The 11,978-nt window shown below is 71.8% G+C and carries 10 protein-coding genes; 6 read left to right on the forward strand and 4 right to left on the reverse strand.

Annotation, left to right across the window (positions count from 1 at the left end):
- Positions 1-862 (reverse strand): aspartate carbamoyltransferase catalytic subunit (locus tag HPY23_RS01480; RefSeq protein ID WP_200649542.1); only part of this gene is annotated, 862 nt, incomplete at its 3' end.
- 189 nt (positions 863-1,051) lie between these two features.
- Between HPY23_RS01480 and topA the strand changes: the two genes are divergently transcribed.
- Positions 1,052-3,880, forward strand: a complete 2,829-nt coding sequence (topA, locus tag HPY23_RS01485) for a type I DNA topoisomerase (protein ID WP_091889004.1) — start codon at positions 1,052-1,054, stop codon at positions 3,878-3,880.
- Positions 3,881-4,435: 555 nt separating this feature from the next.
- Here the strand turns inward: topA and HPY23_RS01490 are convergent.
- Positions 4,436-4,816, reverse strand: a complete 381-nt coding sequence (locus HPY23_RS01490; RefSeq protein WP_091889006.1) for a hypothetical protein — start codon at positions 4,814-4,816, stop codon at positions 4,436-4,438.
- A gap of 244 nt (positions 4,817-5,060) precedes the next feature.
- Between HPY23_RS01490 and HPY23_RS01495 the strand changes: the two genes are divergently transcribed.
- Positions 5,061-5,294 (forward strand): DUF6894 family protein, encoded by a 234-nt coding sequence (locus HPY23_RS01495; RefSeq protein WP_091889008.1) that lies wholly within the window; start codon positions 5,061-5,063, stop codon positions 5,292-5,294.
- 90 nt (positions 5,295-5,384) lie between these two features.
- On the opposite strand, the gene HPY23_RS01500 is transcribed toward HPY23_RS01495, so the two are convergent.
- Positions 5,385-5,855 carry an MgtC/SapB family protein gene (locus HPY23_RS01500; RefSeq protein ID WP_091889010.1) on the reverse strand — a complete coding sequence of 157 codons (471 nt, stop codon included), beginning with the start codon at positions 5,853-5,855 and terminating at the stop codon, positions 5,385-5,387.
- 289 nt (positions 5,856-6,144) lie between these two features.
- Between HPY23_RS01500 and HPY23_RS01505 the strand changes: the two genes are divergently transcribed.
- The 4 genes from HPY23_RS01505 (at position 6,145) to HPY23_RS01520 (ending at position 10,869) form a co-directional block, all read left to right on the forward strand.
- Complete coding sequence (locus HPY23_RS01505; RefSeq protein WP_091889012.1) at positions 6,145-6,594, forward strand: helix-turn-helix domain-containing protein; 450 nt, start codon at positions 6,145-6,147, stop codon at positions 6,592-6,594.
- Between the two features lie 98 nt (positions 6,595-6,692).
- Positions 6,693-7,871 (forward strand): methionine adenosyltransferase, encoded by a 1,179-nt coding sequence (metK, locus tag HPY23_RS01510; protein WP_091889014.1) that lies wholly within the window; start codon positions 6,693-6,695, stop codon positions 7,869-7,871.
- Positions 7,872-7,928: 57 nt separating this feature from the next.
- Positions 7,929-8,630 carry a tRNA (guanine(46)-N(7))-methyltransferase TrmB gene (trmB, locus tag HPY23_RS01515; RefSeq protein WP_091889016.1) on the forward strand — a complete coding sequence of 234 codons (702 nt, stop codon included), beginning with the start codon at positions 7,929-7,931 and terminating at the stop codon, positions 8,628-8,630.
- A gap of 478 nt (positions 8,631-9,108) precedes the next feature.
- Positions 9,109-10,869 carry a sensor histidine kinase gene (locus HPY23_RS01520; protein WP_236012905.1) on the forward strand — a complete coding sequence of 587 codons (1,761 nt, stop codon included), beginning with the start codon at positions 9,109-9,111 and terminating at the stop codon, positions 10,867-10,869.
- A 478-nt stretch (positions 10,870-11,347) separates the two neighbouring features.
- Here HPY23_RS01520 and HPY23_RS01525 read toward each other — a convergent pair.
- The coding region (locus HPY23_RS01525; protein WP_200649543.1) for a tRNA1(Val) (adenine(37)-N6)-methyltransferase at positions 11,348-11,978 on the reverse strand (631 nt) is incomplete at its 5' end.

Consider the following 11,978-nt stretch of genomic DNA (forward strand, 5'->3'; position numbering starts at 1 on the left):
ATTGCGCGCCGTCGGCGACCTCGGACGAGATCTCGACGCCGCGGTTCATCGGGCCGGGATGCATCACCAGAGCGTCGGGCTTGGCGTGGCTCAGCTTGTCGCCGTCGAGGCCGAAATAGCGGAAGTATTCCTTCACGGAGGGCACGAAGGAGCCGTTCATCCGCTCGCGCTGGAGCCGCAGCATCATGACGATGTCGACGCCGTCGAGCCCCTTGCGCATGTCGGTGAAGACCTCGACGCCGAAGCGGGGCAGGCCCGGCGGCAGCAGGGTCGAGGGGCCGATCACCCGCACCCGGGCGCCGAGCGCCATGAGCAGGATGATGTTCGAGCGCGCCACCCGCGAGTGCAGGACGTCGCCGCAGATGGCCACCGTCAGCCCCTCGATCCGGCCCTTGTTGCGGCGGATGGTCAGCGCGTCGAGGAGCGCCTGGGTCGGGTGCTCGTGGGCGCCGTCGCCGGCATTCACCACCGAACAATCGACCTTGCGGGCCAGCAGATGCACCGCGCCGGCCTGGTGGTGGCGCACCACGATGATGTCGGGGCGCATCGCGTTCAGGGTCGCGGCGGTGTCGATCAGGGTCTCGCCCTTCTTCACCGACGAGGAGGCGACCGACATGTTCATCACGTCGGCGCCGAGGCGCTTGCCGGCGAGCTCGAACGAGGACTGGGTCCGCGTCGAGGGCTCGAAGAACAGGTTGATCTGGGTGCGCCCGCGCAGGGTCGTGCGCTTCTTCTCGACCTGGCGGCTGATCTCGACGGCCTCGTCGGCACGGTCGAGAAGTGCCGCGATGTCGAGGGGCGAGAGGCCCTCGATGCCGAGGAGGTGGCGGTGCGGGAAGCCGGGGGGTGCCTGGGTGCTCATCCTGGGACCAGGGCTATAGGAGCGGCGCAGGCCCGCCGCAAGGATCGCCTGCGGACCATCGCCGGTATTTGACAACCGCTCCTTCATCACCCACTTGTCCGCTTCGCCGCGCGACACCCCGCGCCGGCCGCCCCGCACAAGTTGAAGCCCGATCTGCCGCGGTGTGCTCTTCGAAGAGGCAGCCCGTCCATGAAAGTCGTCGTCGTCGAGTCGCCGGCCAAAGCCAAGACGATCAACAAGTACCTCGGCAGCGACTACGAGGTGCTGGCCTCGTTCGGGCATATCCGGGACCTTCCGGCGAAAGACGGCTCGGTCGATCCCGAGCAGGACTTCCATATGCTGTGGGAGCTGGAGGATCGCGGGGCGAAGCGGGTCGCCGAGATCGCGAAGGCCGTGAAGGGCGCCGACAAGCTGATCCTGGCGACCGACCCGGATCGCGAGGGCGAGGCGATCTCCTGGCACGTGCTCGAGGCGCTCCAGGCCAAGAAGGTGCTCAAGGACGTGCCAGTCGAGCGCGTCACCTTCAACGCCATCACCAAGGACGCGGTCGCGACCGCGATGGCCCAGCCGCGGGCGATCGACCAGGCCCTCGTCGACGCCTATCTGGCGCGCCGCGCGCTGGACTACCTCGTCGGCTTCAACCTCTCGCCGGTGCTCTGGCGCAAGCTGCCGGGCGCCCGCTCGGCGGGGCGGGTGCAATCGGTGGCGCTGCGCCTCGTCTGCGACCGCGAGCGCGAGATCGAGACCTTCAAGCCGCGCGAATACTGGTCGATCGTCGCCACGCTGAAGACCGAGAGCGGTGCGGTGTTCGAGGCGCGCCTCGTCGGCGCCGACGGCAAGCGGATCCAGCGCCTCGACGTCGGCAACGCGGAGGAGGCCGAGGCCTTCCGGCGCGACCTGGAACTCGCCACCTTCACGGTAGCCTCGGTCGAGGCCAAGCCCGCCAAGCGCCACCCGCAGCCGCCCTTCACCACCTCGACCCTGCAGCAGGAGGCCTCGCGCAAGCTCGGGCTGGCGCCGGCCCAGACCATGCGGGTGGCCCAGCGGCTGTACGAGGGCATCGAGATCGGCGGCGAGACCGTCGGCCTCATCACCTACATGCGGACCGACGGCGTCGACATGGCGCCGGAGGCGGTGACCCAGGCCCGCCAGGTGATCGGCGCCGAATACGGCGACGCCTACGTGCCGGACGCGCCGCGCAAGTACAGCGTCAAGGCGAAGAACGCGCAGGAAGCCCACGAGGCGGTGCGCCCGACCGACCTCGCCCGGCTGCCGAAGGACGTGGCCCGCTTCCTCGAGCCCGAGCAGGCCAAGCTCTACGAGCTGATCTGGATCCGCACGGTGGCGAGCCAGATGGAATCGGCCGAGCTCGAGCGCACCGCCGTCGAGATCTCGGCCCAGGTCGGCCCGCGCCGCATCGAGTTGCGCGCCACCGGCCAGGTGGTGAAGTTCGACGGCTTCCTCACTCTCTACCAGGAGGGCAAGGACGACGAGGAGGACGAGGAATCCCGCCGCCTGCCGCCGATGAAGGCCGGCGACGGGCTCGCCCGCGAGCGCATCGCCGCCACCCAGCACTTCACCGAGCCGCCGCCGCGCTATTCCGAGGCGAGCCTGGTCAAGCGGATGGAGGAGCTCGGCATCGGCCGGCCCTCGACCTACGCCGCCGTGCTGCAGGTGCTGCGCGACCGAGAATACGTCAAGATCGACAAGAAGCGCCTGGTGCCGGAGGACAAGGGCCGGATCGTCACCGGCTTCCTCGAGAGCTTCTTCCGCCGATACGTCGAGTACGACTTCACCGCCGATCTCGAATCGCAGCTCGACCGGGTCTCCAACGCCGAGATCGACTGGCGGGCGGTGCTGCGCGACTTCTGGCGCGACTTCTCCGCGGCGATCGCCGGCACCAAGGAACTGCGCACCACGGAAGTGCTGGAGGCGCTGAACGGGCTCCTCGCCGAGCACATCTTCCCGGCCAAGGCCGACGGCGGCAATCCCCGTGCCTGCCCGAACTGCGCCAGCGGCCAGCTCTCGCTCAAGCTCGGCAAGTTCGGCGCCTTCGTCGGCTGCTCGAACTACCCGGAATGCAAGTACACCCGCCAGCTCAACGCCACCGGCCTCGACGGTGACGGCGAGGGCTCCGGCGAGGGCGGCCAGCCCGGCGTGCGGGTGCTCGGCGACGATCCCGAGACCGGCCTGCCCGTGACCTTGCGCGACGGCCGCTTCGGCCCGTTCCTGCAACTCGGCGAGGCCTCGGCCGAGAAGGGGGCGGAGAAGCCCAAGCGCTCGTCCCTGCCCAAGGGGCTCGCGCCCTCGGCGGTCGACCTCGAAAAGGCGCTCAAGCTCCTGTCGCTGCCGCGCGAGGTGGCCCGTCACCCGGAGACCGGCGAGCCAATCCTGGCCAATATCGGCCGCTACGGGCCCTACGTGCAGCACGGCAAGACCTACGCCAATCTCGGCAAGGACGACGACGTGCTGGAGGTCGGCGCCAACCGCGCCATCGACCTGATCATCCAGAAGGAGCAGGGCGGCGGCCGCCCGGCGCAGGATCCCGGCCGCCTGATCGGCACCACGCCCGACACCGGCAAGCCGGTCACCGTCAAGGCCGGACGCTACGGCGCCTACGTCACCGACGGCGAGATCAACGCTACGCTGCCCAAGGGCGCCGATGCCGAGGCCGTGACCCTCGACGAGGCGTTGCGCCTGATCGCGGCCCGGCGCGAGGCCGGCGGTGGGACGAAGAAGAAGGCGGGCGCCCGCAAGGCGCCGGCCAAGAGCACGGCCAAGACCGCGACAAAGACCGCCGGCAAGGCGACGGCGAAGACCGACAAGGCCGCGGCGAAGGACATGGCCGCGGAGGACGGCGAGGCGAAGCCCAAGCCCGCCGCGCGGAAGGCGGCCGCCAAGGCCACCGGTACCGAGGACGCGGGCGATACGGCGAAGGCCGCAAAGAAAACGCCGGCCAAGAAGCCCGCGACCGGCAAGCCCGCGGCCAAGACGGCCAAGGGCGCCGCCGGGGAATAGGCCCCCCGGGACGCGTGGCGCGACGCCGGGAACCGCCCCGCTCGCGTCACGTTCTCTTCTCGAAGGCGGGTTCCCCATTCGCCGAAGACGGTCCGCCCGCCGAGGTCCTATCCCTCCGGTGGGCGTCCTTTTGTGCGGCGGGGCCGGCTGCCCAGGCGCAGTGCGGCGGAGCCGTTTCGCCGGTGCCCTGCCGCTCGGGCCCGGCGTACCGTCCCCGGAGATTCACAGGACGATCCGTGGTCCGACGCCGCAGGCGATTTCAGCTTGAGCGTGATGCGGAGTCCTCACTCCTGCCTTGATTGCGGCGCCTCCTGCTTCTCGACCCGGCCGCGGACTCGACCCGGCCCCAAGCCAGCCCAGCGAGGCAGCAGCGTGCGTTTCATCGGCATTTTCGGGGCGCTCCTTTCGGTGGCCCTCGTCCTCACGGTCGGCGCCTTGTGCACCCTCGTCGCGGCACCGTTCCGCGCCGCCCTGGCATTCCGCCGCGCCTGACGCGCAGACGGTCCCGGCGGCGCACCGCCGCCGGGATCACTCCTCACATCCGCCGGGATGCCGTCAGGCGACGGTCCTGGCGAGCCAGATCGCGGCCGACAGCCCGACCCCCGCGACGCCGATGAACCCGACATAGAGCGCGAGCGTCGGGTCGGCGCGGTCGTGCGCGTAGCCCGGCTTGCGCGGCGACAGGCGCCAGCGCTCCTTGATCTCGGCGAGGCGGGCGCGGGCGATGTCCTTCGGCGACAGCGCGTTGCCGCCCGCCTCCTCGCAGGTGCCGAGCATCGCCATGCCGGGGTCGAACACCTCGACCTTGTCGCCGCTGCGGCCGGAATCGATGTCGCCCTTCAGCATCGCCGTGTTCGGCTTGTCGGCATCGATCGGGGCCGGGGTGCCGGCGCGCTGCACCGACAGGTGCGGCGGGATGTCGGTGTCGTAGGCCATGATCCTGTCTCTCTCGTCGTCTCGGCGAGGCCGGCCGGTCCGGCGCCTCGCGGCGTTCCGAGGGACTACGTTCGGCGCGGTGCGAAGTTCGCGGACCCGCAGGCCGTCGCGGCGTCGCGGGTCTGCGGAGGCCGGCCCGGGGGCGCGGTCGAGGGCGAGCGCTCGTTCGACCATGATCTACGGGGGAACCTTTCGCGCTTCGATCGGTAGTAGACCCTGTTCAGATCTTGCGAAGGTTGACGCAATGCCGATGGTCTACGTCGATACGTTCGATGGTGTCGCCACCTTCGACGACGTAGGGATCGAGCTTGCGGATACGAGTGCGATCCGCGACTACGTGCGGTCCGTGCTGGTCAATATGCTCGCGACGGAACGATGCGGCGACGATGGTCTTCGGTGCCACGCCAACGTCCGCGACGCCTCGGGCCGACAGGTCTTGGCGGCCTCCCTGGTACTGACCCTGACCGTGCCGGACTGACCCCCGACCGGGCATTGGCCGGCCGGGCATTCACCCGGCTTGTTCAGCTTGCCGCTCACCCGAGGGAGGACCGCCGCGTCCGGCGCGTCGCTACCGTGAGGCCGGGTCGCTCCCGGGCCGACCGTGCCTGGCGGGGCGGCGCAGGTCGATCGCCCGGTCGATCAAGCCGCCGACGAACAGCGTCAGCAGCAGGAACACGGTGCCGAGCGCGAGCGGCAGGAAGGCGCCGAGCCCGCACAGGATGCCGAGGGCAGCCGTTACCCAGATCGCCGCGGCGGTGGTCAGCCCGTGGACCCGGTTGCCCTCGCCCTTCACGATCACGCCGGCCCCCAGGAAGCCGATCCCCGTGATGGTGCCCTGGATCGCCCGGCTCGCATTGGCGTCGGTGCCGTCGCCGGAGAAGCCCGACCCGGCCATGGTCACGAGGGCCGCGCCGAGTGCGACGAGCCCGAGCGTGCGCACGCCGACGGGCTTCGAATGCATCTCACGGTTCACGCCGACCAGGCCGCCCGCCAGGATCGCGGCGCCCAAGCGCAGGCAGATGTCGAAGGGGTCCATCATCGCCCGCGACCGCGCGGGCCATGGGCCGCCTCGGCGGATGCGGGAGGCGTCGGGAGCGAGATCATTTCGGGAGAGGGGCGCGGCATCCCCCGCACCTTCCGTCGGAACGGGTTAAGGCCGGGTGTGGGCATGATCGCCCGGTCCGGTTCACCCACCGTCATCCGCTAAGACGGATGAACCGTTCGGCCAAAGCGCGGGCATTTACCCGATCGCAATGGTCGGGAATCAACAATCCGGCGTCGCCTTTCATGCCGCGCCGCGACGCGCGGGCCGACCTGCGAGCCGCCAGATGGCCGGGAAACCCGCGGATCTCCGCGACGTCCATATCGGCAGCCTCATCGAGGAGAGGCGCCTGCGTGCCGGCCTGAGCCGCGAGGCCCTGGCCAACCCCCTCGACGTCTCGCTGTCCCAGCTCGGCAAATACCTGAAGGGCGCCAACCGCCTGAGCGCCACCGACCTCGACGTGGTGGCGCGGGTGCTCGGCGTGCCGGTCGGCTTCTTCTTCGAGGGGATGCCGGGCCGCGACCAGCTGTCCCCGGGGCTCAGCGACCGACCGCAGGCCCGCTTGGAAACCCAGGCCGGGTGGACCGACTTCGCCGAGGCCGTGGCCCGCGCCGCCGACACCCATCTCGACGAGGAGCGGCGCCAGTCCCTCGGCAGCCTGGTGCGGGCGATCGACCACGCGCTGTCCGGGCAATATCCGTTCGATAAACCGGACGCCTTCGGTCCGTCGGATTGACGTTCGGGATTCCGGCTGCCAGAACCCCAAGGATCGATGTGTCGGGCAGGGTCGGTCGGTGCGCCGCGCTCGACGGGACCTTGAGGGCTTCGCATCCTATGCCGCGTTCCAACTACCTGTTCACCAGCGAGTCGGTCTCCGAGGGCCACCCGGACAAGGTCTGCGACCGCATCTCCGACACCGTCGTCGACGCCTACCTGGCGGTGATGCCGGAGGCCCGCCTCGGCGTCGAGACCCTGGCGACCACCAACCGGATCGTCATCGCCGGCGAGGTCCGCGGCCCCGATTCCGTGACCTTCAAGGACCTGGAGGAGCTGACCCGTGCGGCCGTGAAGGACATCGGCTACGAGCAGGACGGCTTCCACTGGAAGAACAACGACGTCGCCATCTACCTGCACGCCCAGTCGGCCGACATCGCCCAGGGCGTCGATGCCGCGGGCAACAAGGACGAGGGCGCGGGCGACCAGGGCATCATGTTCGGCTACGCGTCCGATGAGACGCCCGCCCTGATGCCGGCGCCGATCTACTACGCCCACAAGATCCTCAAGGACCTGGCCGACGCCCGCAAGGCGAAGTCGGGCGACGCCGCCAAGCTCGGGCCCGACGCCAAGAGCCAGGTCACCGTGCGCTACGTCGACGGCCGCCCGGTCGAGGCGACGCAGATCGTGCTCTCGACCCAGCACATCGACGAGTCGCTCGACTCGGCCGCCGTGCGCGCCATCGTCGAGCCCTACATCCGCGCCGCCCTGCCGGAGAACTGGGTCACCGACGGCACGGTGTGGCACGTCAACCCGACCGGCAAGTTCGTGATCGGCGGCCCCGACGGCGATGCCGGCCTGACCGGCCGCAAGATCATCGTCGACACCTACGGCGGCGCGGCGCCCCACGGCGGCGGCGCCTTCTCGGGCAAAGACCCGACCAAGGTCGACCGCTCGGCGGCCTACGCGGCGCGCTACCTCGCCAAGAACGTCGTCGCCGCCGGCCTCGCCCGCAAGGCCACGATCCAGCTCGCCTACGCCATCGGCGTCGCCAAGCCGCTGTCGATCTACGTCGACCTGCACGGCACCGGCGAGGTCGACGAGGCCAAGCTCGAGTCGGTCCTGGGCCAGCTCGTCGACCTGTCGCCCCGCGGCATCCGCACCCATCTCGGCCTCAACAAGCCGATCTACGCCCGCACCTCGGCCTACGGCCATTTCGGCCGCGAGCCCGAGGCCGACGGCGGCTTCTCGTGGGAGCGGACCGACCTCGTCGGCCAGCTCAAGAGCGCCCTGGCCTGATCCGGCGCCCCGATGCTAACGGGGCGTCCATACGCCCTTCCTTGGCTTCGGGACATCATGGACGACCACGACACCGACGCGGGGCCCGAGCGGGCCCGCGCCTTCTACGGCCGGCGCAAGGGCAAGCGCCTGCGCCCGGGCCAGGAGGAACGCCTCGCCGACCTCCTGCCGCGCCTGCGCCTGCCCGAGGCCGGCCCCCTCGATCCCGCCGCCCTCTTCCCGCGGCCGGTCTCCGAGACCTGGCTCGAGATCGGCTTCGGCGGCGGCGAGCACCTCGCCGCCCAGGCCCGGCTCAATCCCGGCACCGGCATCATCGGCTGCGAACCCTTCGTCAACGGCGTGGTGAAGCTTCTGCGCACCGTCGACGAGGAGGAAATCGACACCGTCCGGTTCTGGGACCGCGACGCGATGGAGCTCCTGCCCCGCCTGCCGGATGCCAGCATCGGCCGCGTGTTCCTGCTCTACCCCGATCCCTGGCCGAAGCGCCGCCAGCGCAAGCGCCGCTTCGTCTCGGAGGAATCGCTGAACGAGATCGCCCGGGTGCTGAAGCCCGGCGGCGAGTTCCGCTTCGCCTCCGACATCGACGACTACGTCGGCTGGACCCTGGTGCGGGCCGCCGCGTGCGCCCCCCTGCGCTGGACCGCGACCCGCAGCGCCGACTGGACCACCCCGTGGCCGGAATGGCCCGGCACCCGCTACGAGGCCAAGACCACCGCCGAGGGCCGCCGGCCGACCTACCTGACCTTCGTGCGGGTGTGAGCGGCCGGGCCGGTCGCCGTCGCGGCGCATCGGCCCGTGCCGGGATCGCGCCCCGAATGCGGTCGTCTTCGACATCCCCGAACTTGCCCGGGCGCTGCGCGAGCGGGTACGCCTCTCCGCCCGGCGGGCGGAGGGGCTGTCGGACGTGTTCGCCGAGCCGGCCCAGGGCGGTCTGCCGGCACGGGCCGACCGCCGGAGCCCCGAAGGCTCGGCGCAGGCCGAGTTCGCGGCGATCCGCTCCATGCCGGCGCGCAGAGACCCGCGGCTCGGTCCGGACGCCCTCTGGCGCGGAGCATGCGCCACCGCACCGCCGGTGCCGCACCGACGTTCGACCTTGCCGCCGGGCGCCCGGGGAGGCATGTTTTCCATCGAACCGCCAAGCCGGGCCGGGCGGACTCTACGGTTCGGGATCTCGCGCAGGAGGCGAGGCGCGAGGTGCCGCGCCCGTCGCCCTCGGACCCATCAGGAATGCGCCGCCTTGGACCAGAGGCCTGACGCCGCTCCCGGCCTGCCGGACGACCTCCTTTCCCGCTTCGCCTTCGAGGGTGCGCCGGTCGGCCTCGCCTGCGTCGCCGGCTCGGACGGGCGCATCGTCGCCGCCAACCCGGCGCTGGCGGCCCTGCTCGGTACGGCGCCCGGTAGCCTGGTCGGTCGGACCCTCGGCGAGAGTGACGGCGACCCGGCGACCGGGGAGACGGTCTGGCACCGAGCGGATGGATCGACCGTCCGGCTGAGGCTGCGCGCCGGGCTGGAGCGGGACGGGCATCGGGTCGTCGCGGTCGATGCCATCTCGGAGGAGACGACGCCCCGCGAGGATCCGCTCCGGGAGCAGGGGCATCTCGCGCTCGCCGCCGCGGGCCTCGGCGAGTGGAGCTGGAGCCCGGCGGACGGCCGCATCGTCCTGTCCGACCGGGCCGCCGCGATCCTGGGATATCCGGCCGGGGCGACGCCGACCTGGGCCGTCCTGCGGGAGGCGGTCGCCCGCGACGACCTCGACCGGGTCCGCGCGACCGTCGAGGACGCCGTCGCCAAGGCGCTCCCCTATGCGGTCGAGCTGCGGTTCCGCCGGGCCCGCGACGGCCAGGAGGCCTGGATCTCGGCCCGCGGCCGGGCGATCCCGGGGCCCAACGGGGCGCTCGCCGGCATGGCCGGCATCGTCCAGGACGTGACCGCCCGGGAGGAGGCGCGGCGCGCCCTGCACGACCGCGAGCAGCGGCTGCGGGTCGCGACCACGGTCGCGGCGCTCGGGATCTTCGAGTGGCACGTGCTGGCCGACCAGTCGCTCTGGGAAAACGAGCGCATGTGGGAGATTTTTGGCCGCCGCCCGCAGGACGGCACCATCAGCATGCGCGAGTTCTTCCGCACGGTGGTGCACCCGGAGGACAAGGCGGCGTTCCGCCAGGCTGTGACCGCGGCGCTCCACAGCGACGGGGTCCTGCACGCGACGACCCGCATCCGCCGCGGCGGCCCCGACGAGGCCGGCACGGCTTGGCGCACCATCGAGATGGCCGGCCGCTTCGAGCGCGACGGGCCGGCCGGCCTGCCGAGCCGGCTCATCGGCGTCGTCGCCGACATCACCGACCGGCGGCTCGCCGAGGAGCGCCAGTCGCTGCTGATCCGCGAGCTGCACCACCGGGTGAAGAACACGCTCGCCACCGTCCAGGCGATCGTCGGCTCGACCGCCCGCACCGCGTCGAGCATCGACAGCTTCTACGAGGCGTTCGTCGGCCGGATCATGTCGCTCGCCCACACCCATTCGGTGCTGACCGAGGACGTCTGGCAGACCGCCTCCCTGCGCACCCTGCTCGAGAACGAGCTGCGCCCCTATGCCGACGGCGCGATGCAGCCGGGGACTGGCGGGCGGGTCGAGCTCGACGGCCCGGCAGTCGATCTGCCCTCCGAGGTCGCGGTGCCGATCGGCATGGCGATCCACGAGATCACGACCAACGCCGCGAAGTACGGCGCCCTGTCGAACCGGGCCGGGCGGGTGCGGATCCGCTGGAGCCTCGAACCCGGGCCCGACCGCCCGCGCCTGCGCTTCCACTGGCAGGAATCCGGCGGCCCCGCGGTGGCGCCGCCGACCCGCCAGGGCTTCGGTTCGCGCCTGCTGCAGCGGGTGCTGACGACCCAGGTCCAGGCCGAGGTCGCGACCGACTACGCGCCGGGCGGCTTCGCGCTCACCATGCTGGCGCCGCTACCGGCCCGCAACGCCGCGCTCAACCCGCTGGCGGCGCTGTGACCGGGCGGCATCAGGGCTGCAACCTGGTCCACGACGAAACCCGCCGCGCATGTCGGCCCGGCGATGCCGGTCTCCGGGATGCCGGCGCGGATGCGCCACCGGGCCGGCGGCTCATCCCCGGAAAATCGAGCGGAAGGTCGGGCTCGCGCGTGCGTGCCCCGGTCGCTGCAGAAGATCCGGCGGATCCCGATCCGGCTCGCACGGCAGTGCGGTGAACCGGCTCTCGTCGTCGGCCCGGTCCGCGTGATGGCCGCCCACCGGGTCGCTGCACGCCGAGCTCGTCTCGAAAGACATCTTCGCTCGTACCGCTAAGTGCACCTCACAAAACTCCCGCCGCAATGTCGCTGCCACAGCAAGCCGAGGCGGTGATCGGGAGTTTTGTGAGAGACACCAAGAACGGTCGCGCTGGCCGGCCAAATGTTCGTCCGCCCGGATCTTTATTTTTCGCAGGACCGGCGGCCGATCTTGCGACATCGGACTATGCAGCTCCGCCCCGGTGCATGGCCTCGACCCCCGGCGTGAACCGCCCGTCCGACCCGTGCAGCACGAGCGCCGGCAACAGGGAGAACGGGGCCCGGCTGCCGCGCACGCCCGCCACCAGCACCCGGTTCGCCGCGGCATCGGCCCGCGGCTGGACCGGCGTGACGGAGAGGCCGCCGAACCGCCCCGCCATCGCGTCGAGGCAGGCCGGGAGCGCATCGGCCCGGTGGATCATCACCATGCGGCCGCCGGGGCGTAGGAGGTCGGCGCAGGTGCGCAGCCATGCCTCCAGACCGCCGGGCTCGGAGAAGCCGTGGGCCGAGGCCTTCGCGGCGACCGGCGAGGCGCGGTGCCGGCCGGGCTCGAAGAACGGCGGGTTGGTGAGGAGCAGGTCGACCGTGTCGGGCAGGAGGCCGGCGGCCCGTCGCTCGCGGCCCGGCGCCGTCACGTCGGCCTCGACCACCCGGACCCGGGCGGCGAGCCCGTTCGCCTCGGCGTTGATGCGGGCGAGGGCGGCGGCCTCCCCGTCCCGCTCCACCAGCATCACCCGCGCCTCCGGGCAGGCCAGCGCGACCGCGAGCCCGACCGCGCCGGTGCCGGCGCCGAGGTCGCACACGGTCTCGCCGGCC

This window comes from Methylobacterium ajmalii (genome assembly GCF_016613415.1).
GTDB classification, from domain to species: Bacteria; Pseudomonadota; Alphaproteobacteria; order Rhizobiales; family Beijerinckiaceae; genus Methylobacterium; species Methylobacterium ajmalii.

What these genes read in the sequence shown, in the direction of transcription:
- topA (WP_091889004.1), top strand. Translation starts at nt 1,052, where the DNA reads ATGAAAGTCGTCGTCGTCGAGTCGCCGGCCAAAGCCAAGACGATCAAC.
- HPY23_RS01490 (WP_091889006.1), bottom strand. Translation starts at nt 4,816, where the DNA reads ATGGCCTACGACACCGACATCCCGCCGCACCTGTCGGTGCAGCGCGCC.
- HPY23_RS01495 (WP_091889008.1), top strand. Translation starts at nt 5,061, where the DNA reads ATGCCGATGGTCTACGTCGATACGTTCGATGGTGTCGCCACCTTCGAC.
- HPY23_RS01500 (WP_091889010.1), bottom strand. Translation starts at nt 5,855, where the DNA reads ATGATGGACCCCTTCGACATCTGCCTGCGCTTGGGCGCCGCGATCCTG.
- HPY23_RS01505 (WP_091889012.1), top strand. Translation starts at nt 6,145, where the DNA reads ATGGCCGGGAAACCCGCGGATCTCCGCGACGTCCATATCGGCAGCCTC.
- metK (WP_091889014.1), top strand. Translation starts at nt 6,693, where the DNA reads ATGCCGCGTTCCAACTACCTGTTCACCAGCGAGTCGGTCTCCGAGGGC.
- trmB (WP_091889016.1), top strand. Translation starts at nt 7,929, where the DNA reads ATGGACGACCACGACACCGACGCGGGGCCCGAGCGGGCCCGCGCCTTC.